This is a genomic window from Rheinheimera fenheensis (genome assembly GCF_039871805.1).
GTDB lineage: Bacteria > Pseudomonadota > Gammaproteobacteria > Enterobacterales > Alteromonadaceae > Alishewanella > Alishewanella fenheensis.
Map to the genome: position 1 here is coordinate 300,830 of NZ_JBDPJM010000001.1, position 20,197 is coordinate 321,026.

The following is a 20,197-nucleotide window of genomic DNA, read 5'->3' on the forward strand; positions in this document are numbered from 1 at the left end:
AATAACTGCATCCTCTTTACATTTTGTACGAACTGCTCAATAAACCAGCCCCTAAGTAATGATTCAAACTCGCGATATCAAGCAAATAAATGTGAATGGAATACATCTATTTATAAAATAATTGCTTTTCAAAACAGGAACACGTAAGTTATCGACGCGCAACCTATCACTAACAAACGGAAAAATAACAATATTCGAGGACCAAATGCGTAAATTAACGAAGTTATGCTATCTAGTCGCCATGTTTATGGCAACTGCAAGTACGGTGCAAGCTAGCGAAAAAAATCATTTATGGAATAACGCAGGCTTAACCTACGCTAATTCAGATACCCAGCAAACCTATTTACTACATGGTAAGTACGAGCTTGGCTACCGCACCTACGCCTATGCAGGTATTGGTTATGGCAAAATTGACGATTATGGAAATAGTTACTATGACTTCAACTTTGAGCCTTTATACAGCGTAAGAGCAGGGCTAGGGCATTATTACGAGCTAGCGACAAACTTCTTTGTTTATGGTGAATTTATTTACTACAGAGATAAAGGCAGTTATACCCTTACTACAAAACCAGACGCACCGGTTCTTTGTTTGCAAGACGTTATTTCAGATTGCTCAATTGAAATAAACCTCGATGAAAATGCATTTTTTACGAACCTTGGTTCATCATGGCAATTTACAGACAAGCTAGATGTCGGTTTAGAGTACATTCGAGTAGATGGCCAGAATAGTGAAACATCTAATCGAATCAGCCCGTCTATCCGCTACCGAATCTCTGATGACGTAGCTGTTCAGGTGGCACATGTTAAGATTAACGGTTCGAGCAATTCAGTTAATCGCTTTTCATTACTGTGGACATTTTAAGCCTGTACCATTCAAGTAACTAAATAGCGGGACTTAACCATCTTATACTGCGGCAAAGTCCCACAATTCCAATTGTAATACTCAGCTCTTTAGCAAATGAAGCATTCGTTAAATGTGGTTGCACGTCGTATCATTAAACTTGAATACGTATGCAGCAGGACGCTTTACCTTGCAGGCCAGATAGTCGTGATCTACGGTAACTTATTGATAAGCTGTAGGAGCTCGCGATGCGACTATTCTGTATTTTATGGTTATTATCGTCGGTAGCGCCGTGCAACGCAGTGAGCAAGAGCTACCACATTAAACATCTGGAACCCGCCAACTGGTGGGCCGGTATGCAGCACCCCGAGCTGCAACTGATGCTTCACGGCGATAAGCTGGCACAGTGCAACGTTAGCCTTGACTATAAAGGCGCCACACTAAGCGGCACCACAACTACTGCCAACCCCAATTACCTGTTTATTAACCTGACGCTGGCTGCCGATATTGCCCCCGGCGACTTACCCATTAAGCTTAACTGCGCCGATACCCAGCAAACACTGGCGTATCCGTTGTTAGCACGGCGCGCAGGCTCAGCGCGGCGTGAAGGCTTTAACCCCTCTGATGTGATTTACCTGCTCACACCCGATCGCTTTGCCAACGGTGACCCGACTAACGATACTGTGCCCGGCATGTTAGAGCCTGCTAACCGCAGTGATAACAACGGCCGTCACGGTGGCGATTTGGCCGGTATGGCCAAAGCGCTGCCCTATTTAGCCGATATGGGCTTTACCGCCATGTGGCCGACGCCGCTGACTGAAAATAACCAAAGTGCCTATTCCTACCACGGCTATGCCGCCACCGACTTATACAAAGTAGATCCGCGTTTTGGCAGCAATGCGCAGTACCGCGAGCTGGTGGCTAAGGCCAATCAGCTGGGTATTAAGGTTATTCAGGATATTATTGTTAACCATATTGGCCATCAGCACTGGTGGTTAAACGATCTGCCCGACACCAATTGGCTGAATAATCAGGCTTTTTTAACCGGCGCGGCGTTTGTTGGCACCAACCATAACCGCAGTACTATTCAAGATCCGTACGCCAGTAAGGTCGATACGGCGCAATTTACCGACGGCTGGTTTGTTGACACCATGCCGGATTTAAACCAGCGCCATCCGCTTTTGGCAACCTATCTAATTCAAAACAGCATCTGGTGGGTGGAATATGCCAACCTGTCTGGCATCCGCGAAGATACCTACAGCTATGCCGACAAAACCTTTTTAACCGAGTGGGCGCGCCGGCTGATGCTGGAATACCCCAATTTTAATATTGTCGGCGAAGAGTGGAGCCCCAACCCGCTGATTGTGTCGTACTGGCAGCGCGGCAAGCTAAATAAAGATGGCTATGTGTCGCACACGCCCAGCATGCTGGATTTCCCGCTGTACGACGCCCTGCTAAAAGCCTTAACCACAGAGGAGAGCTGGAACAGCGGCTGGATTGGCTTATACGAAATGCTAAGCAACGACCATGTCTATGCCGACCCGTTTAACCTGGTCATTTTTGAAGGCAACCACGACACGGCACGCATTTTCTCTTTGTTAGATGAGGATATGGATTTATACCGCATGGCCATCAGTTACCTGGCCACCATGCGCGGTATACCACAGCTGTTTTACGGCACTGAAATTGCCATGCAAAGCCCCAAAGTGCGCGACGATGGCAAAGTACGTGCCGATTTCCCTGGCGGCTGGGCCGGCGATAAGGTAAATGCCTTTACCGGCCAGGGCTTAAACACCACCCAGAAAAGTGCCCAGCAGCTGGTAAAAATCTTACTGAACTGGCGTAAAACCGCCAGCGCTATTCACAGCGGTAAGCTACTGCACTTCGCCCCGGATAACGGCACTTATACCTACTTTCGTTATAACGATAAGCAAACGGTGATGGTGGTAATGAATAAACAACACCAGCCGGTAACGCTGAATTTGGTGCGCTTTAACGAAGTGCTACCACCAGGCAAAACCGCCACTGAGGTGATTAGCGGTAAAACAATAAAGCTGGATAAGCAGCTCACCGTACCCGCCCGAGGCACCTTAGTGCTGGATATTCGGTAGACGCCAAACAACACAGCGGCGCAAGCCGCTGGTGTTTTCTTTATTCGCTACCACCGCCCTCACCTAAACACTCTGCTCCATCTCAGAATATGTAGTTGATTTAGGGCTAAACGTTGGCTAGTTTAGCGGAATGTAAATGTAAATTAGAAGGGAGCACTCGCTGCATTAAAGCGTGCAAACTCCAAACTATTTACAAATATGCTCTCAAATTACTCCAAGAATCATCGGAGTTATAAAGAAGAATTGCTAGCAATTCCATATCCCGAAAAAATGGAGCATCTTTCTTTGCTAGTGTATTTACGGAACGAGGACGACTGGAACTCATGGTCAAAGTTATACAAAAACCTTTAATAAGCAAAGGCAAAGCGACGCGTACCGCGCGCTTGCTTTGAGCGTTATCAATGACCACTCGTATTTTAAGCTACATTCTCGCGTTCATTTTCTTCGCCTCCGGCGCGGCGAAATTACTATCGTTGCCATTTGAACTTGAAGCCTTTGCCCGTTGGGGCTACCCGGTTGAATTTATGTATTTTATTGGCGTAGCTGAGTGCCTTGGCGCTATTGGGCTACTTATCCCCCGCTTGTCGTCTTGCGCGGCTTTATGCCTAACCGGGCTTATGCTTGGTGCTGTAGCAACACACCTTATGCACCAGGAATGGCCAATGCTCGCTGTTGCGTCGGCGATAGCGCTTTCGGCATGCTGGCGCGCCTGGGCTGGCCGGGAAGACATTCGTCAATTATTAACAACGCTGCGCGGCATGTAGCGCATGCGCTTGGCGATTATTGGAGCGCTTATGACAAAATACCTACTCGGGTTTTTAGCACTTACCTATGCGTGCGTTGTGCACTCAGATGGGGCGGAATCTTTTATCGCCAACTATCTGTCAGATTTTGAGAAAAATAATGATGTTGCGGCTTATTTTACTGAGAAGCCTCAGTTTATCTTTGGTGCGCATACCCATACGCCAGAGTCCTCTTTGCAGGCAAGTCGCTTTATACAGGATATGCGAACGAAGTTGGCCGCTTCGGGCTATAGTACTTCACACATAACAGAAACAAAGGTTCTAGCCAGCATCGACAGTTACCGCTTAATTGCGTTTAGCTTGACGAGGGTAAAACAGGACGGGACCGAGCTCGACAAGGTGTGTAGTACCTATGGGATATTAAATACAGAACAGGGCTACAAAATACTGAGTTGGCAGCCATCTCAACCCGATAATCATGGACGCTGCTGGTAGTGCCGACCAGTACCCGCAAACCGACAGGAAACCTGCGTCATTTATAGAGAAGGAACAACCATGATCGACTTTGATAACAAAACCGTGTTTAAGCTAAAACAAAACTCCGACTATGCCGACAAAGTGACGGCGCTGTTGCTGCCAGACGAGCAGGTTATCGACAGTTACAGCTCGCTGCGTGATGGCGTGGTATTTACCAGTAAGCGCATTATTGCGCTAAACGTGCAAGGGCTAACCGGCAGTAAAAAAGATTTCACCTCGATGCCGTATAAAAACATCGTGGCGTACTCGGTAGAAACCTCCGGCACCTTTGATTTGGACTCAGAGCTGGAGCTGTACTTTTCATCACTGGGCAAAGTGCGTTTTGAGTTCAGCGGTAAAACCGCCATTGTCGAGATCTCTAAACATATCTCGCAGCACGCGCTTAACTGATCGGTTTACCCTTTGTCACAGTAATGAAGCTATTGCCATGGCACAGTTGTGCCCAGATCTGACTGAATAAAGGGAACCTTATGTCTGTGTTACGCCCCCTCGCACTAATTACTGTTTGCAGCCTGACTCTTGCAAGCACTGCTGCCTTTGCCCAGCAACAGCGCAGCGCCGAGCCACCGCAGGGCTTTTTATATGGGGTTGGCGTTGGCATAAACCAGGAGATTTACCGCGGCTATAAACGCCGGGTAATCCCGCTGCCGCTGCTAGGGTATCGTGGCGAAAAGTTATCGGTGTACGGCCCTTTTGTTACCTATGAGCTGGCGAAAGCGAATGACGTTAGCCTAAGCGCTAAACTGGCACCACGTTTTGCCGGTTATGATGACGGCGACAGTGATGTGTTTGTCGGTATGAAACGCAAAAGCTCGCTGGATGCCGGCCTTGGCCTGCAATACCGCATTGACAACTGGACGCTGGATACCGAAGTACTAACCGATGTACTGGGTAACTCTAACGGCCAGGAAGCCAAACTTAAATTCAGCTATGGCCTGCGCTTTGGTCCCTTGCAGGTTAGCCCGGAAGTAGGCGTAAGTTACTCGTCCAGCAAGTTGGTAGATTATTACTATGGCGTGCGCCAGAGTGAGGCTACGGCTGACAGACCGGCTTATCGTGCCGGTGCTGCGGTGAACTATCACACCGGCCTCGCCCTTAGCACACCGGTGTTTTTTGGCGGCATGACAAGGCTGGGTGTGGAGTATCATTGGTATGACAACAACATCGCCAACAGCCCGCTAACCGACCGCGACAGCGGCGTGTCTGCCTTTTTAGCTTGGTCTAAGTTTTTCTGAGTAACTCTCCCACCTCATAGCAGTGTAAACCTTCAGCTATGCTGTAAATAAGCACTGCTACTGGTCGTACTTGACAGTTTCAACGCCATAGGTAACCATTAGGTTACCCATTTAAACTGCTGCGTTGGATGTGCTGTGAACGAGCAACAACTGGATACCGTGTTTCTGGCGTTGGCAAACAGTAGCCGCCGCCAGCTGATGGATCTTATCGCCGACCGGCCGGGCTGCACACTTAGCCAACTGTTGAGCGAATTCGATATCAGTCGGATTGGCCTGATGAAACATTTGCAGGTACTGCTGGACGCCAATCTGGTGATTGCCGAAAAACAAGGTCGCGAGCGGCCGCTGTATTTAAACGCCGTGCCGTTGCAGTTGATCCATGAGCGCTGGAGCGAGCAGTACCGCGATTTTTGGGCCAGCCAGCTTACCCGGTTGAAATACGCGGTAGAACGACAGGCAGTACCTACAAAAATAACAACCAAAACAAAGGATAAGGTATGAGCGGCAACAACAGGTTGGTATCAAAAATTGTTATCAACGGCACGCTGGAAACAATTTGGCGCGAGCTCACTAAAAGTGATGAGCCGCAGGCAGCAGTGTTTAATGCCTGGCTGCATACCCAGGCGCTGGTACCCGGCGCCAGCCTGCAAATGCGTACCGGCGATGGCCGCAATGTACTGGTGATTGGTAAAGTGGTCGAGTTTGAGCCGCCACACCGCTTTGTACATACCTTTCGTTTTACCCAGTATGACGATCCGGAATGCACAGTAACTTATCAGTTAAAACAGCTAGAGCAAGGTGTTGAAGTCAGCTTAGTTGTCGATAACCTGCCAGTTGGTAGCCGCACCGCCAAAGACATGCAAGGCGGCAGCACTATGATTTTAAACACGCTAAAAGCCGTGGTCGAGACCGGCCGGCCGACACTGGGCACCCGCATTATGTATGCGCTGTTTAGCAAGCTGGGGTTTATTCTGCCCAAGCGCACCCGCGCCGAGCACTGGCCACTGTAAGTTAAGGAGAACTTGATGACAGACATTACCGCAGCCGAACAAAGCCAGTGGCGTAATCTTGAGCAAAGCACTGGCAAAAGCCAGGCAGACTGGCTGGAACTGGCAACAAAGCAGAACTTTAGCAAACACAGTGAATTGGTAAACTGGCTAAAAAGCGAATTTGCGATCGGCCATGGCAATGCCAACCTGATTGCGCACCGCGCTAAGCAAGCCGCAGCCGGTGGCGAACCGGCAGCAGAGGATTTGCTGGCAGCGCAGTACAGTGGCGCTAAAGCGGCACTAAAACCGCTTTATGATCAACTGATTAGCTATATCCAGAGCTTGGGCGATGATATTGAACTAAGCCCGAAAAAAGCCTACGTTAGCCTGCGTCGCAATAAACAGTTTGCGCTTATTCAGCCCTCTACCGCCAGCCGGCTGGATTTAGGCCTGAACTTAAAAGGCGTAGAGCCAACAGGCAAACTGGAAGCGTCCGGCAGCTTTAATGCCATGTGTAGCCACCGTATCCGCCTGAGTGCAGTGGCCGATATTGATGACAGCGTAAAACACTATCTGGCAGAAGCTTATAACCGTGGCTAGACTTGGCTAAAAGTCTGCAAGGAGCAATAGTATGCAACTGGGCGCATTTTCAGTCAGTTTGGCGGTAAAAGATATCGCTGCATCTAAAGCCTTTTACGAAAAACTCGGCTTTAGCACTATGGGTGGCGAGCAAAGCCAGGGCTGGCTGATTTTAAAAAACGGCGACACTATTATTGGCCTGTTTCAGGGCATGTTCGAGAAGAATATTCTTACCTTTAACCCGGGTTGGGACCAAAATGCGCAAAATCTGGCCGAGTTTACCGATGTCCGGGCGATTCAGCAGCATTTGCAGGCACAGGGTATCACCTTATTGCAAAGCGCTGACGAAAACAGCACTGGCCCAGCGCATATCGTACTGGAAGACCCGGATGGTAATCAGATTATGCTGGATCAGCATCGCTGAAACCACAAAGGCGCCCTATGGCGCCTTTGTCTTGTTACCGTTGGTTTACTCAGTCGCGGTAACATCCTGCTCTTTTACCAGCCATACCGATAGTGCGCCCAGCACCATGGCGGCGCCGGCCAGCATAACAATATATACAGCATGGTTGTCGAATACTGAACCTAGGATCCAGCCGGCGATTAAACCGGAGACAATCTGCGGTGCGGCAATAGTAAAGTTAAAAATGCCCATGTACACGCCTGTCTTCTCAGGTGGTAAAGCGCCCGCTAAGATGGCATATGGCATAGCCAGGATGGCGGCCCAGGCGATACCCACACCGATCATTGGCAACATTAACCCCAGTGCCCCTTGCGGAATTTCTACCTGAGTAATGAGCAGGTTTACGTGCGTCATAGTCGGGTCGGTAAACAGCACAAAGCTTAAATAGCCCACACCGCCGGCCAGTAACGAGAATGAATAGACAAATTTGCGGCCAAACAGGTTGGCCAGTTTCGCCATTACCAAGGAAAACAGCACCGCAAACAGTGAGTAACCGGCATAGAGAATACCGACCCAATCACCGGCGGCGCCTTTAGCGGCGGCGATATGTGCCGGTACGCCACCCATCTGGTTAATATAGTCGCCGTTATACCACTCCACCCCAACACCCCAGGTGTTTTGCGCGATAGCTGCCGGAAAGTAGGTCCACATAATAAACAGCGCAAACCAACTAAAAAATTGCACCAGTGCTAACTGCTTCATAATCTTTGGCATACCCAACATGGTTTGCCAGAAGTCGCTTAGCTTCTCGCCCAGGCTGCGTGATTTACGCACCTGTTCGGCCAGTGTCTGTGCTTCGCTATCCAGGCCTTTGTAAGCATAATATTGCTCAGGCGCATATTCTTTGGTGCGAAACACTGTCCACAGTACGCTGCCCAACAGTACCGTAGCGCCGATATAAAACGCCCACACCACCGAGGGCGCCACTTCGCCGGCTTTAGAGGCATTATCCAGCCCGACGACGTTGGTCAGCACGAATGGCAGAATTGAGCCAAACACGGCACCAATGTTAATCAGCAAGGTTTGTACTGAATAACCCAGGTTACGCTGCTCTGGCGGTACCATGTCGGATACTAGCGATCGAAACGGCTGAAAGGTGACGTTAAAGGCGGCATCTTTAATAGCGAAAATTAATAAGCCAAACAGCATCGGCGGAATAAAGGCCACCACCATTGACGAGTTAGGCAGCAGCACCATAGCCGCAGCGGCAACAATGGCACCACCCAGCATAAAGGGTAAGCGGCGGCCCAGTTTATTCCAGGTGCGGTCGGACGCCGCGCCAACAATCGGCTGTACCAGCAGGCCCATAATGGGCGCCGCCAGCCAGAACAACGACAGTGAAGATAAATCGGCGCCCAGATCGGACAAAATACGGCTGACGTTGCCGTTTTGTAAGGCAAAGCCAATTTGCACCCCTAAAAAGCCGAAGCTGAGGTTCCAAATTTGCCAGAAAGATAACTTAGGTTGTTTCATACCCGCTCCCCGGAGGTTTTATTATTCTGTGTAAGCGCAACAGATCGGTCTAAGCTACACGAAGCCAGCCATTTTGCGCAAAATTGTGCATACGTATTCATCTTGTTGTTGCACTATTTTGGCGTTATTACCAAGGCTTAATCAGCATAGCAGTGCATCAGCGCTTTAAGCTGGTGCAACAGAAAAAACGTACGGGGATACCATGAAACGCTTTAGCCTAAGCGCACTGGCGCTGTCAGTGTTATTAGCCGGCTGTCAACCACACAGCAGTCAGCCGCATACCAGCACCACCGTTGAGCAAACGCCAGCGCCAACAACGCAAAGTGAAGTGGCGGCTGCCAGCCCCTGGTGGCAGGATGCGGTGTTCTACCAGATTTGGCCGCGCAGTTTTTATGACACCAACGCCGATGGCCACGGCGACTTTAACGGCATGACCGCCAAACTGCCCTATTTGCAGGATTTGGGCGTAACGGCACTGTGGCTAACGCCGATGTTTGAAGCACCGTCGTACCACGGTTACGATTTTACCGAGTTTTATCAGGTAGAGAGCGATTACGGCAGCATGGCTGAGTTTGAAGCCTTTATCAAAGCCGCTGAGGCCAAAGGCATGAAGGTGATCCTGGATTTGGTGATTAACCATATTTCCAGCGAGCATGACTGGTTTAAACGCTCAGCCGCCGGTGAAGCGCCGTACAAAGATTACTTTATCTGGCGTGATGATATGCCAGAGGCCGGCAGTGGCTGGGGCCATGCTTGGAGCGATAACGATAAACCCGATGCCGTCTGGCATTACAATGCACAACGCAACGCCTACTACTACGCCGCCTTTGGCGCCAGCCAGCCAGACGTGAACCTGCGCCACCCTGATGTGGTGGCCGAAATGAAGAAAATGGCCAAATTCTGGCTGGATAAAGGCGTGGCCGGTTTTCGCTTAGATGCAGTGCGCTTTGCCATGGAAGACGGCCCGCAAGGCCAGGCCGACACGGCTGAAACCATTACCTACTGGCAAGACTTTAACCAATACGTGAAAAGCGTTAACCCGCAGGCCTATTTAGTCGGCGAAGCCTGGGTGGATATTCCTATTGCCGCGCGTTATTTCGGCGACGGTAAAGGCCTGGACCAGGGCTTTGACTTTGAAGTGGGTTATAACATTCTGGGCCTGTTAAAGCCCGATGCCAGTGGCGAAGCCCAGTTTGGCACTATGCAGTCCAACGCCAATAAGGTGGCGGACGCCAGCATTTTACAGCGCAATGTACAGCAGCGCGCCGACTCAGTGGCGCCGCTACGCTTTTTTGCGCCGTTTTTAACTAACCACGATCAGGAGCGTATCGCTTATCAACTGGCCGAGCATGATGCCAAAGCCAAACTGGCCGCTGCCATGCTGTTTAGCTCACCTGGCACACCCTACATTTACTACGGTGAAGAAATTGGCTTAACCCAGGGCGGCACCGGCCATGATGTGTATAAACGCGCACCTATGTTGTGGGATAACAGCACCCAGGCCGGCTTTAGCCAAAGTGCGACCAGCTGGGTAGAACAGCTGGAGCTGTTTGGCGCTAACTTCCCTAACTGGTATCCGGCGTTTCTGGCTGAGCAGTTGGCCAAAACAGATCGCAGTGTAAGCGCCCAGCAAGCGCAGCCTGACTCCGTCTGGAATTTGTATAAGCTGCTGATTGCACAGAAAAAGCAGCGGCCCGAGCTTGGCACCGCAGGCAGTTATAACGTGACACAGCTAGCCAACGGCATAATACAAATTGCCCGCGAGCTAAACGGCAGCAAAACGCTGTTTGTGTTAAACTTGAGCGACACTGCGGCGGATATCAGCGCGATTAAGACCGACAGCTTAAGCACCAGCTGGGCCTTTGACCTGGATGGCAGCACGCTAGCAGCATATGGATTGCTGATCTTGCAAAGCGCGCCTTAAGTTGTCTTAATCACATAAAAACCGCCGGCTAACTTAGCGGCGGTTTTTTCTTTAGCTGATAACCACTAAGCTCAGACTAATAGCGCATACCCGCCCGTTTAACCCTTTGCTAAACTCACATCACCTGTTCTGCTATGGCGGAGTTGTGGTGTCTGACCGTTCCTATCTGTTTTCCCTGCGTATAGGCCACGCGCTGCGTGAGGTGCTGGCCGAGGGCTACAATCTTAATAAACTGGGCAAAGATCTGCTGGCGGGTATTACCGTCGGCATTATCGCCATACCGCTGGCGATGGCGCTGGCGATTGCCTCGGGCGTAGCACCGCAATATGGCCTATACACCGCCATTATCGCCGGCTTTGTGATTGCACTAACCGGTGGTTCACGCTTTAGTATCAGCGGCCCAACGGCGGCCTTTGTCGTTATTCTGTACCCGGTGGCGTTAAAATATGGTTTAAGCGGCTTGCTTATCGCTACGGTGCTGTCGGGCTTTTTATTGCTGCTAATGGCGGCACTGCGCCTTGGGCGTTTAATTGAGTATATCCCGGAGTCGGTCACCTTAGGCTTTACCGCTGGCATTGCCGTGGTCATTGCCACCTTGCAGATCAAAGACTTCTTCGGCTTGCCAATCAGTACTCTGCCAGAGCACTTCGCTGAAAAAATTGCCGTCCTCGGCCAGCATTTACCGCAGCTAGCCTGGCCCAGCCTGGTTGTCGCCGCTAGCACGCTGGCAGTGATGTTACTGTGGCCCAAATTAAAAACCGTGATACCGGCGCATTTGCCGGCACTGTTGGTGGGCACTCTGCTGGCATTGCTGTTACTCAGCTTTGGCTTTGAGCTCGATACCATCGGCTCGCGTTTTAGTTACACCGCTGCTGATGGCAGCAGTGGCAGCGGCATTCCACCCTACTTACCTTGTTTCGACTGGCCCTGGCTGCGGCCCGGGCCTGATGGCCAACCGCTTGCGTTTAGCTGGCAACTGGCGAAAGACTTACTCGCTGCCGCCTTTGCTATGGCCATGCTCGGTGCCATTGAATCCCTGCTCTGCGCGGTGGTGCTCGATGGCATGTCTGGCCGGCGCCATAGTGCCAACAGCGAATTACTTGGTCAGGGTATCGGCAATATTATTACGCCGTTTTTCGGCGGCATTACCGCCACCGCCGCACTGGCACGCTCGTCGGCCAATTTTAAAGCCGGTGCTCAATCCCCCATCGCAGCCATGGTTCATGCTGTGGTGGTGCTGCTCGGCTTAGTATTGCTGGCCAAGGTACTGTCTTATGTACCAATGGCAGCACTGGCAGCCTTGTTGCTGATGGTGGCTTGGAATATGAGCGAAGCCCCCAAGGCACTGCACTTGCTCAAAACGGCACCTCGCAGCGATATATGGGTGTTTATTACCTGTTTTAGCCTTACCGTGCTGTTTGATATGGTCATTGCCATTACTGCCGGCATCCTGCTGGCTGCACTGTTGTTTGTCAAAGAAATTGCTGAGATGAGCAAAGTGACCGATATCAGCAGCAACCGCAAACAGGTAGAGCAGCCGGTGCCTGACGGTTGGCAAGTGCTTAAAATTAGCGGGCCACTGTTTTTTGCCGCTGCCGATCGGATTTTTGCCGACATTGCCCGGCTAACCGACCACAGCAAAGGCATAGTGCTGTACATGGATGGTGTGCCGCTACTGGATGCCGGCGGCCTGGCGGCGCTGAATAAACTGATCAGTAAGTGTCAGAAAAACAACACTGAGCTGCTGATTGCCGATTTGCAGTTTCAGCCGCTAAAAACCCTGGCCCGCGCCGGCGTTAAACCGCTAGACGGCGTATTGAGCTTTTATCCTACGCTACGTGAGGCGTTAGAGCAGCTTTATCCGCGGGCACCGCAAGACTGACGGATAATCAGCTTGGGCTCAATCTGGCTGATGCTAATAGGCTGGTTATTAATCAGCTGCAGCAGGTTATTGACCAGCAGCTCACCGGCCTGAGTGGTATCTTGCTGAATGGTGCTCAGCGCCGGCGTGGCAAAAGATGCGACCGGAATATCGTCAAAGCCCATAACGGCAATGTCTTCCGGCACGCGCAGGTTATGGCGTTTCAGGCAGCGCATAACGCCAATAGCAATTAAGTCACTGGCACAGAAAATGGCATCTACCTGATGGCCGGCGGTCAGTAACTGCTCAGTGGCAGTATCACCGGCACTCTCGGTAGAGATTGCATCAAAATGCGGCACCTGCTTTTCGGTAATACCCACTTTAGCCAACGCATCAATAAAGCCGCGGTAACGAGCACTAAATTCTGGGCTACCCTCAGAGGCATTACCGATAAAGGCAAACTTTTTATGGCCGGTAGCCAATAAATGCTCGCCGGCTAAACGGCCGCCTTCAAAGTTATTACTGCGCAGGGTAAACTCCGGGTGCCCCAGCACTTCAGCGCCCCAGCAAACAAAATGGGTTTCCTGCGCCAGTAGCTTGGCCAGCTTTTCTTCGTAGTCTTTGTAGTCGCCGTAGCCGAGCAGAATAATACCATCGGCTTTATTGCTGTCTTCGTAATCGGCGTGCCAGTCATCGCTTAGCTGCTGAAACGACACCAGCAAGTCCTGGCCGCGTTTGGCACAGGCACGGGTAATGCTACCGAGCATCGACAAGAAAAACGGGTTAATCAGCGATTCATCAGTGGTAGGGTCTTCAAACAGCAGCAAGGCCAGCGTGCTGCTGCGCTGCTGGCGTAGATTACTGGCGTTTTTATCCACCTTGTAATTTAACTGCCGTGCAATAGCCTGCACTTTTTCCCGCGTGGCTTTATTTACCTGCGGGCTGTTACGTAATGCCCGCGACACAGTAGACTGTGACACACCGGCCATATAAGCAATATCGAATGAAGTTGCTTTGTCTTTCATCTGGGCGCTCTGCTGTGGCAGCGGATTAACTGCATTTTTGCTACCTGCCGCTAAATTACGACGGGAACTTATCGTTATAGTGCGCTTATCATAGAGGGATTTAGCAGGGGTTTCAATTTAGTTCTGCACCACCCCAGCGGCGCGCAGCGCGTTGCCCGTCAGCGACAATTTGTGAAACATTGTTATACCATCTTATGCCCCACAGCACATCTTGCTACACTGACGACGTTAACGATGTTTTTGTAGGTGACATTTGCGTTATTGCATATTATTACTGGTGCTGCTTCTTGGCAGCGTCAAGGCTGAAACAACCGCTGCCTGTGAACCGGCGCAAAGCTGTGCTACGGAGCAAACACTGCACCTGCGCTGGGCATTGGGCTATGGCCAGCGCAGTAATCCGCTATATGGCGGCGAAGAGCTGCCGCTGGTGATCCTGCCAGACATTTATTACTACGCCGAGCACTGGTTTTTTGACAACGGCAAACTGGGCAGCAGCTGGGCACTGAACGAGCAATGGCAAGTTAGCCTGGTGGCTCAGTTTAATCAGGAAAAAGGCCATTTTCAAAAGTGGTTTGGTGGCAATGCCTTTCAGTTTAGCAGCAGCAACTTTTCCAGCCCGTCGATCAGCATTGACAGAGTAGGGCCATTACAAGCGTCAGTGCGAGAAATCCGCAAAAGACCTACCGCTGTCGATGCCGGCCTGCAACTCGATGGCTTAGTCGGGCAATGGCTGGTTAAAGCAGTGTTGTGGCAGGATGTCAGTAACACCTATCAGGGCCAGCATGCCAGTGTTGGTATCAGCTTGCCCTGGCAGCAAGAGAGCAACCAGTGGCAGCTAAGTGGCAACCTGCTGTGGAAAAGCGCTAAATTAATTGATACTTACTACGGCATTGACAATAATGAGCCGTTTTATTTACCACGCTATAACGGCAAGCCCAGCTGGCAACCACAGCTGAGCTTAAGTTGGCAACGGCCTGTCTCTGAGCGCGTGTCGCTGCTGGGTTTTGTACGCTACCTACATCTGGATGATGCCATGACTGACAGCCCGCTGGTGCGGACCGATAATGTAACGACCTGGTTTTTGGGTATAAGCTACCGGATGTATTAATGCAGGGAGCCTGGTTGTTACTGGTACTGAACGGACTCAGCCCAGCCAGCACAGCGCCGGCAGACTGTGCCAGTAGCCTGTGTTGGCAGGTGAGCCCACAAATTTGTGTTACCGAACAGCCCGGCCAGTTATGTGAAGCCGCTTTACAACTTAGCTGGCAAAGCCCTACTCCCGTCAGCGCCTGCTTGTACCTGGCAGAGCAAAAACTGCATTGCTGGCAGAACAGCTATGGCGGCCAATGGCAGCAGCAGCTGAGTTGGCAAAATACTGACCTCAGTTTACGCGACGCCGATGACAGTTTACTGCTGCAGACCTCATTGCAGGTGCAAAGCCGTAAACCGGCGCGCCGCCGTTTAAACAGCCCGTGGAGCCTATTCTGATGGCAAAAATTTTATTGGTAGAAGACGATTTGCGTCTGGCCACCCTGGTGCAGAGCTTTTTAGTACAACATGGTTTTGTGGTAGAGCAACAAAGCCAGGGTGATGCGGTGGCCGAGCATTGCAGGCAGTTTCAACCGGATTTGATCGTACTGGATTTAATGTTGCCCGGCCTGGATGGTTTTGGTGTTTGCCGGCAGATCCGCCCCTGGTACAAAGGCCCGGTACTGATGCTTACCGCCAAGCAAAGCGACATTGACCAGGTGCTCGGGCTGGAGCTGGGCGCAGACGATTACGTCATTAAGCCGGTCGAGCCGCGGGTGCTGGTGGCCCGCATAAACGCTTTACTGCGCCGCAGCCAGAGCAACCAGAAGCAAGAGCAGCAAGAGCTTCAGTTCGGCCACCTGCAGTTAAAGCAGCGGGCACGCGAAGCCTGGTACCACAACGAGCGCGTTGACCTGACCAGCTATGAATTTGACCTGTTGTGGATGCTGGCGAAACATGCCGGTCAAACGGTCAAACGCGAAGCCATTCATCAGCAAATTATTGGCCGCGAATACGATGGCCTGGACCGCACCGTTGATGTGCGCATCTCACATTTGCGCCGCAAACTGGGCGACAATGCTGAAACGCCGTTTAAAATAAAAACGGTGTGGGGCAAAGGTTATCTGTTTGTCGCCGATGCCTGGCATTAACGGTTAACCCCTGATGCAGCGGCTGTTCTGGCATTTTTATCTGTTTATTTTTTTGGTGCTGTTGGCGCTGGGCTGGACAGTGGAACAGCTATGGCAGCAATGGCAGCCTGCCGCTGAGCCGCCCTGGCTGGCCAGTTATCAAACCTTATTGCAACAACAGCTGCAAGGCCCAGCCACAGCTTGGCAGGCACTAACACAGCTGGAGGTAACCGCACTTAATACCCATAGTATCAGTTGGTTATCCGCTGAGCAGGCGCAACTGGAACAAGGCCAGTTGGTCAGTTTGTTCGATGATGCCAAGGTATATTTTTACGCGCTGCGTGACGGCCAATTGTGGCAATTAGGGCCACTACCGCTGCAGCAACAGGATGGTGCGGCCTGGTTCAGCCTGCTGTTTTTCTTGCTGTTAGCGGTGGCAGTGGCGTTATGGTTATACCCGGTTACCCGTGACATCCGCACGCTGGAGCGCAGCCTACAGCAGCCGCTCACCACCCCCGTCTTGCCGGCGCGTTCTTTTATCGCGCCTATCGCTGAGCGCTTTTTGCAGATGAGCCAGCAAATCCGCAGCTTACTCAACCTGCAACAGGAAATGACGCACGCCGTGTCACATGAACTGCGCACACCGATAGCACGGTTAAGTTTTGCGCTGGAAATGGCCAGCCAGTTGCCCGAGCAGGAAAAGCAGCTGATGCTGCAGGATGTGCGCGAACTGCAACAACTGGTGGATGAAATACTCGATTACGCCAGGCTGGAAGCCGGTCAGCTACCGCTGCAATGGCAACAGGTCGATTTGGCTGAATTGCTACTGAGCCTGCAGGAGAAATTATCACCGCTGCCCGGCGCGCCGATACAACTGCAACTGCCGCCAACTGTCCAGCTGTACGGCGATGGCCATTATCTGGAGCGGGCACTGCAAAACCTGCTGGTTAACGCAAAAAAGTATGCCAAACAGCATATTATCGTCTGCGTAACGCAACAAAAGCAGTATTGGCAGCTTAAAGTAGAAGACGATGGCCCCGGCGTGGCGCCTGAGTTACGTGAAGAGATTATCAAGCCCTTTTTTAGGGCAGAAGCCAGCCGCAATAAAGACTCGGGTGGCTTTGGTTTGGGCCTGGCGATAGTGCAGCGTGTTGCCCAGTGGCATCAGGGTAGCATCAGTGTTGGCGCGTCAAAACTGGGCGGTGCCTGCTTTGAACTGCGCCTGCCACTGCGGCAAAGTTAAGGCCGCTTACAACCCCAGGTTTTTCAGGAAATCGTCGTCGACGTCAACCTCAGCACTGACGGTGTTTTCCGGTGTGTACTGCTGAGCATTGGCCAGAATATCGTCCGGATGCTCCTGCTCGGCTTTATCGAACTCGTGCAGCTGGATAAATTCGGTTTTATCCATCGCCAGCTCCAGATAAAAGATATTGTGCTCTGGCGTGCTAAAGGTCACCCGGCGCGCTTGTGGCTGGTCCAGCTGAGTGTTGATTAAAATTTGCACCTGCTTGTTTATCGCCATCATCTTCGGCTGGCTTTGATTAATCGAGGTATGCAGGTCATAGCGCACCGTGTTGGTAAAGTCGCCGACGATCTGGTTCATCAGCTCGCCCATCACATTACCCACCTCGTCTGAGGTATGAAACTGCGCCAGCTCTTCTTCCGGCATGCCCATGCTCATCAGGTATTTTTTGTATATTTCCATCGCTGCCTGAGCAGTAAAGTTAATGATCACCAGGCCGGAAAAGCCCCCGTCGAACAGCACAAAGCAGCCTAGATCGGGCCGCAGACAAGTTTTCTGAATTTTTTGCACCATCGGCGAGTAATCGACATTGTGGTTACCAGCACCGGCCAGCACCTTAGTGACCGACTGACAAAGCGTCAGTAAAATCTCATCCGTAGTAATTATTTTGGTTTTTTTCATCAGTGTTATCCAAGCGGTCAGATTATGTCAGTATAAGCCTAAGCCGGCCATTAAGGCTATGTTGGGTCGTCGTTTGGTGGCGTATTATATTGCTGAATAATGTGCTGGTATTCGCCGCTTTGCTGTAGCTGCAACAACCCCTGATTAATCACATCACGTAGCGCTGGTTGCCAACAGGCTGCCGGGTAGGCTTTCTCAGCAAATAAATAATGCGTAGTTAGCAGATGCTGTGGTGCCAGCATCGCTGCCAAATACTGCAACACCCGCCGCTCGCCAATCACCAGGTCAACCCGGTCACTGAACAACAGCTCCAGCTGCAGCTCACGCTCGGCCAGCTCCAGGTAACTGGCGTTGCTGATGGCACGGCTAAATTCTGGTCCCAGCACCTGCTGTGCCTGCTGATAGGCAACAATACGTTTGTCAGCCAGCTGCGCCAGGGTATCAACCTCTACGTGGCGCGCTTGCAAACTCACTGCGACATCCTGAAACGGCAGAAAATCCTGGCTGTAGCTTGCACCGGCTACCTCAACAGCCACCGGCGAGGCACAATCGAGCTTTTTATCACTAAATTGCTTTAGCAGCCGGCTGTAACTGTGTAATTCGTACTCGACGTTCAGCCCGGCACGCCGAAAGATACGCGACAGCAGCTGATACTCTATACCATCCAGCTCACCGTCGGCATTGTAAAACGACCAGGGTGCCGACAAGTGCAGGCCAACCCGCAATGGCTCAGCCTCTGCAGAGGTAACTGTATTTTCCGCCTGAACTAATAAACTCAGCGACAGGCTTAACATGGCAAGACAGGATTTTACCGGGTTTAACATAAGGTCACGCTTTGGCGGCAATAGCGTCATTACAAAGCTTTCTGACCAGAAAAGCAATGTTGTACCGGCAGTGACATATTTACTAACGTATTTTTACACGCCGGCATTAGCTGCCAGACACTAAACCACGTATCATAGCCGGCTCTTCTTGTATGAGTGTCAGGTTATGTCTGTAAAACCCGCAGGCTGGATCATTTTGTTACTGGCCGCCGTGGTGGCCACCACGCCCTTGGCTATCGATATGTATTTACCGGCGATGCCCATTATGGCGCAGCAGCTGAATACCTCTATTGGCATGGTGCAGCAATCGTTAAGTATCTTTCTGGCGTTTTTTGGCATCAGCATGCTGATCTGCGGCCCGCTGGCAGACCACTTTGGCCGCCGCCCGCTAGCCCTGTTTGGGCTAAGCGGCTTTGTGATGGCCAGCATAGCGTTAAGTTTAGTCAGCAGTATCGAATGGTTTTTGTTCTGGCGCGCGCTGCAGGCACTGTGCGGCGCAGCGGCCACTGTGGTGGTGCCCGGCATAGTGCGCCACCTTTACCAGGAACACACTGCCAAGGGCATGTCTTATGTGTCGATGATAATGATGTTGGCACCGCTGTTAGCGCCGGCCATTGGTAGCGGTGTGCTGTGGCTGGCCAACTGGCAGATGATTTTTATCACCCTGGCTGGCTATGCTGCGGTGGTGTTGCTGCTATGCTGGCGGGCACTGCCGGAAATAAGCCGCCCGGCAGCATCACAACCGCTACAGTTTTTCAGTGGTTACAAGGTAGTGTTTGCTCAGCGCTCTGCCCGCGCCGATATTGCCACCTCAATGTTTGCCTCGTTCTCGTTTTTCTGCTTTTTAACCGCAGTGCCTTTTGTCTACATTCAGTATTTTGGTGTTAACGAGCAAGAGTTCAGCCTGTTGTTTGGCTTTAATGTATTAATGCTGATGCTGGCTAACTTTATTAACAGCCGCTTGGTTACCCGGCAAGGACCCCAGCGCATGCTGCGCGCCGGCCTGGCACTGGCGATTGTTAGCGCCAGCTTGCTGGCGCTGTTTAATTTCTGGCAATTTAGTTTGCTGTATACGGTGCTGAGCATAGCACCGCTGATGGCCAGCCTTAGCCTGATAGCCACTAACGCTGACGCGATGATTTTAATGAAATTCCCTGATAACAGCGGCACGGCTACCGCTGTTATTGGCACGCTGCGCTTTGGTATTGGCGGCATGGCCGGGCCCTTGCTGGCCTGGTTTTATAACGGCACACCTTTGCCATTTTCACTGCTGATGTTACTGGGAGTACTGTGTATTGCCATCAGCCAGCTGTGGCATACGCCAGCGGACGCGCAGCCCGATTAAATTTTGCAGGCGCCGCCGCTACATTCGTCGTCGTCATCGCCAAATTGGGGTTCTTCAGCCTGATTCAGCTGTGCTTGTTGCTGCTGCTCGACATTCAGCTGCGCTTGCTCAAAATCCAGGTGGTCCAGGTCAAAGTCTAAATCTGACATTATCGTCTCTCCGCA

General features: G+C 51.4%; 22 protein-coding genes and 1 pseudogene. 18 read left to right on the top strand and 5 right to left on the bottom strand.

Going from position 1 to position 20,197, the window contains the following annotated elements; genetic code table 11:
• Nucleotides 1–121: 121 nt before the first annotated feature.
• From ABGI61_RS01215 to ABGI61_RS01260, 11 genes and pseudogenes are all read left to right on the top strand, one after another.
• Nucleotides 122–862, top strand: coding sequence for a porin (locus ABGI61_RS01215; RefSeq protein ID WP_502264014.1), 741 nt, complete (start codon nucleotides 122–124; stop codon nucleotides 860–862).
• Nucleotides 863–1,089: 227 nt separating this feature from the next.
• Nucleotides 1,090–2,952, top strand: coding sequence for a glycoside hydrolase family 13 protein (locus ABGI61_RS01220; protein ID WP_347595634.1), 1,863 nt, complete (start codon nucleotides 1,090–1,092; stop codon nucleotides 2,950–2,952).
• A gap of 192 nt (nucleotides 2,953–3,144) precedes the next feature.
• Nucleotides 3,145–3,303 (top strand): annotated as a pseudogene (locus ABGI61_RS16775) (MafI2 family immunity protein); the annotation flags it as partial.
• A gap of 50 nt (nucleotides 3,304–3,353) precedes the next feature.
• Nucleotides 3,354–3,716, top strand: a complete 363-nt coding sequence (locus ABGI61_RS01225) for a DoxX family protein (RefSeq protein WP_347595637.1) — start codon at nucleotides 3,354–3,356, stop codon at nucleotides 3,714–3,716.
• Nucleotides 3,717–3,746: 30 nt separating this feature from the next.
• Nucleotides 3,747–4,190, top strand: a complete 444-nt coding sequence (locus ABGI61_RS01230) for a DUF6841 family protein (RefSeq protein WP_347595640.1) — start codon at nucleotides 3,747–3,749, stop codon at nucleotides 4,188–4,190.
• A 60-nt stretch (nucleotides 4,191–4,250) separates the two neighbouring features.
• Nucleotides 4,251–4,622 carry a PH domain-containing protein gene (locus tag ABGI61_RS01235; RefSeq protein WP_347595642.1) on the top strand — a complete coding sequence of 124 codons (372 nt, stop codon included), beginning with the start codon at nucleotides 4,251–4,253 and terminating at the stop codon, nucleotides 4,620–4,622.
• Nucleotides 4,623–4,702: 80 nt separating this feature from the next.
• Nucleotides 4,703–5,467, top strand: a complete 765-nt coding sequence (locus tag ABGI61_RS01240) for a MipA/OmpV family protein (RefSeq protein ID WP_347595644.1) — start codon at nucleotides 4,703–4,705, stop codon at nucleotides 5,465–5,467.
• Nucleotides 5,468–5,602: 135 nt separating this feature from the next.
• Complete coding sequence (locus tag ABGI61_RS01245; protein WP_347595647.1) at nucleotides 5,603–5,968, top strand: ArsR/SmtB family transcription factor; 366 nt, start codon at nucleotides 5,603–5,605, stop codon at nucleotides 5,966–5,968.
• Entirely contained in the window at nucleotides 5,965–6,477 is a 513-nt protein-coding gene (locus ABGI61_RS01250) for an SRPBCC domain-containing protein (RefSeq protein WP_347595650.1), read from the top strand. The genes ABGI61_RS01245 and ABGI61_RS01250 overlap by 4 nt, the downstream gene beginning before the upstream one ends.
• A gap of 15 nt (nucleotides 6,478–6,492) precedes the next feature.
• Nucleotides 6,493–7,056, top strand: a complete 564-nt coding sequence (locus ABGI61_RS01255; protein WP_347595653.1) for a DUF5655 domain-containing protein — start codon at nucleotides 6,493–6,495, stop codon at nucleotides 7,054–7,056.
• A 31-nt stretch (nucleotides 7,057–7,087) separates the two neighbouring features.
• Nucleotides 7,088–7,459, top strand: coding sequence for a VOC family protein (locus ABGI61_RS01260; protein ID WP_347595656.1), 372 nt, complete (start codon nucleotides 7,088–7,090; stop codon nucleotides 7,457–7,459).
• A gap of 45 nt (nucleotides 7,460–7,504) precedes the next feature.
• Here the strand turns inward: ABGI61_RS01260 and ABGI61_RS01265 are convergent, their stop codons facing one another.
• Nucleotides 7,505–8,971, bottom strand: a complete 1,467-nt coding sequence (locus ABGI61_RS01265; protein WP_347595659.1) for an MFS transporter — start codon at nucleotides 8,969–8,971, stop codon at nucleotides 7,505–7,507.
• Between the two features lie 202 nt (nucleotides 8,972–9,173).
• Here ABGI61_RS01265 and ABGI61_RS01270 point away from each other — a divergent pair, with 202 nt between their 5' ends.
• Both ABGI61_RS01270 and dauA read left to right on the top strand, forming a co-directional pair.
• Complete coding sequence (locus ABGI61_RS01270; RefSeq protein WP_347595662.1) at nucleotides 9,174–10,895, top strand: alpha-amylase family glycosyl hydrolase; 1,722 nt, start codon at nucleotides 9,174–9,176, stop codon at nucleotides 10,893–10,895.
• 148 nt (nucleotides 10,896–11,043) lie between these two features.
• A complete protein-coding gene (gene dauA, locus ABGI61_RS01275) occupies nucleotides 11,044–12,777 on the top strand; it encodes a C4-dicarboxylic acid transporter DauA (protein ID WP_347595665.1) in 1,734 nt (577 codons plus the stop codon).
• Here dauA and ABGI61_RS01280 read toward each other — a convergent pair.
• The gene (locus tag ABGI61_RS01280) at nucleotides 12,753–13,781 is read right to left on the bottom strand and encodes a LacI family DNA-binding transcriptional regulator (RefSeq protein WP_347595668.1); all 1,029 of its coding nucleotides are present in this window, start codon (nucleotides 13,779–13,781) and stop codon (nucleotides 12,753–12,755) included. The two genes, dauA and ABGI61_RS01280, sit on opposite strands and share 25 nt — an antisense overlap.
• A 253-nt stretch (nucleotides 13,782–14,034) precedes the next feature.
• On the opposite strand from ABGI61_RS01280, the gene ABGI61_RS01285 reads away from it, so the two are divergent.
• Genes ABGI61_RS01285 through ABGI61_RS01300 form a run of 4 tightly spaced genes read left to right on the top strand, consistent with a single transcriptional unit; the run spans nucleotide 14,035 to nucleotide 17,183 of the window.
• Nucleotides 14,035–14,889 carry a MipA/OmpV family protein gene (locus ABGI61_RS01285; RefSeq protein WP_347595671.1) on the top strand — a complete coding sequence of 285 codons (855 nt, stop codon included), beginning with the start codon at nucleotides 14,035–14,037 and terminating at the stop codon, nucleotides 14,887–14,889.
• On the top strand, nucleotides 14,889–15,269 hold the full coding sequence (locus tag ABGI61_RS01290; RefSeq protein ID WP_347595674.1) for a DUF3019 domain-containing protein: 381 nt from the start codon (nucleotides 14,889–14,891) through the stop codon (nucleotides 15,267–15,269). Before ABGI61_RS01285 ends, ABGI61_RS01290 begins: the two co-directional genes overlap by 1 nt.
• The gene (locus ABGI61_RS01295) at nucleotides 15,269–15,961 is read left to right on the top strand and encodes a response regulator (protein ID WP_347595677.1); all 693 of its coding nucleotides are present in this window, start codon (nucleotides 15,269–15,271) and stop codon (nucleotides 15,959–15,961) included. The genes ABGI61_RS01290 and ABGI61_RS01295 overlap by 1 nt, the downstream gene beginning before the upstream one ends.
• A 13-nt stretch (nucleotides 15,962–15,974) precedes the next feature.
• Complete coding sequence (locus ABGI61_RS01300; RefSeq protein ID WP_347595680.1) at nucleotides 15,975–17,183, top strand: ATP-binding protein; 1,209 nt, start codon at nucleotides 15,975–15,977, stop codon at nucleotides 17,181–17,183.
• Nucleotides 17,184–17,189: 6 nt separating this feature from the next.
• Here ABGI61_RS01300 and ABGI61_RS01305 read toward each other — a convergent pair whose 3' ends face one another.
• Together ABGI61_RS01305 and ABGI61_RS01310 are read right to left on the bottom strand one after the other, a co-directional pair.
• A complete protein-coding gene (locus tag ABGI61_RS01305) occupies nucleotides 17,190–17,864 on the bottom strand; it encodes a DUF3334 family protein (protein WP_347595683.1) in 675 nt (224 codons plus the stop codon).
• Between the two features lie 56 nt (nucleotides 17,865–17,920).
• Complete coding sequence (locus tag ABGI61_RS01310; RefSeq protein WP_347595686.1) at nucleotides 17,921–18,688, bottom strand: substrate-binding periplasmic protein; 768 nt, start codon at nucleotides 18,686–18,688, stop codon at nucleotides 17,921–17,923.
• Between the two features lie 166 nt (nucleotides 18,689–18,854).
• Here ABGI61_RS01310 and ABGI61_RS01315 point away from each other — a divergent pair, with 166 nt between their 5' ends.
• Nucleotides 18,855–20,033, top strand: coding sequence for a multidrug effflux MFS transporter (locus tag ABGI61_RS01315; RefSeq protein ID WP_347595689.1), 1,179 nt, complete (start codon nucleotides 18,855–18,857; stop codon nucleotides 20,031–20,033).
• Here the strand turns inward: ABGI61_RS01315 and ABGI61_RS01320 are convergent.
• A complete protein-coding gene (locus ABGI61_RS01320) occupies nucleotides 20,030–20,182 on the bottom strand; it encodes a hypothetical protein (RefSeq protein WP_347595692.1) in 153 nt (50 codons plus the stop codon). The genes ABGI61_RS01315 and ABGI61_RS01320 overlap by 4 nt on opposite strands.
• Between the last annotated feature and the right edge of the window lie 15 nt (nucleotides 20,183–20,197).

Coding starts and splice junctions, on each gene's coding strand:
- ABGI61_RS01220 (WP_347595634.1), top strand. CDS start 1,090: ATGCGACTATTCTGTATTTTATGGTTATTATCGTCGGTAGCGCCGTGC.
- ABGI61_RS01225 (WP_347595637.1), top strand. CDS start 3,354: ATGACCACTCGTATTTTAAGCTACATTCTCGCGTTCATTTTCTTCGCC.
- ABGI61_RS01230 (WP_347595640.1), top strand. CDS start 3,747: ATGACAAAATACCTACTCGGGTTTTTAGCACTTACCTATGCGTGCGTT.
- ABGI61_RS01235 (WP_347595642.1), top strand. CDS start 4,251: ATGATCGACTTTGATAACAAAACCGTGTTTAAGCTAAAACAAAACTCC.
- ABGI61_RS01240 (WP_347595644.1), top strand. CDS start 4,703: ATGTCTGTGTTACGCCCCCTCGCACTAATTACTGTTTGCAGCCTGACT.
- ABGI61_RS01250 (WP_347595650.1), top strand. CDS start 5,965: ATGAGCGGCAACAACAGGTTGGTATCAAAAATTGTTATCAACGGCACG.
- ABGI61_RS01255 (WP_347595653.1), top strand. CDS start 6,493: ATGACAGACATTACCGCAGCCGAACAAAGCCAGTGGCGTAATCTTGAG.
- ABGI61_RS01260 (WP_347595656.1), top strand. CDS start 7,088: ATGCAACTGGGCGCATTTTCAGTCAGTTTGGCGGTAAAAGATATCGCT.
- ABGI61_RS01265 (WP_347595659.1), bottom strand. CDS start 8,971: ATGAAACAACCTAAGTTATCTTTCTGGCAAATTTGGAACCTCAGCTTC.
- ABGI61_RS01270 (WP_347595662.1), top strand. CDS start 9,174: ATGAAACGCTTTAGCCTAAGCGCACTGGCGCTGTCAGTGTTATTAGCC.
- ABGI61_RS01280 (WP_347595668.1), bottom strand. CDS start 13,781: ATGAAAGACAAAGCAACTTCATTCGATATTGCTTATATGGCCGGTGTG.
- ABGI61_RS01290 (WP_347595674.1), top strand. CDS start 14,889: ATGCAGGGAGCCTGGTTGTTACTGGTACTGAACGGACTCAGCCCAGCC.
- ABGI61_RS01295 (WP_347595677.1), top strand. CDS start 15,269: ATGGCAAAAATTTTATTGGTAGAAGACGATTTGCGTCTGGCCACCCTG.
- ABGI61_RS01300 (WP_347595680.1), top strand. CDS start 15,975: ATGCAGCGGCTGTTCTGGCATTTTTATCTGTTTATTTTTTTGGTGCTG.
- ABGI61_RS01305 (WP_347595683.1), bottom strand. CDS start 17,864: ATGAAAAAAACCAAAATAATTACTACGGATGAGATTTTACTGACGCTT.
- ABGI61_RS01310 (WP_347595686.1), bottom strand. CDS start 18,688: ATGTTAAACCCGGTAAAATCCTGTCTTGCCATGTTAAGCCTGTCGCTG.
- ABGI61_RS01315 (WP_347595689.1), top strand. CDS start 18,855: ATGTCTGTAAAACCCGCAGGCTGGATCATTTTGTTACTGGCCGCCGTG.
- ABGI61_RS01320 (WP_347595692.1), bottom strand. CDS start 20,182: ATGTCAGATTTAGACTTTGACCTGGACCACCTGGATTTTGAGCAAGCG.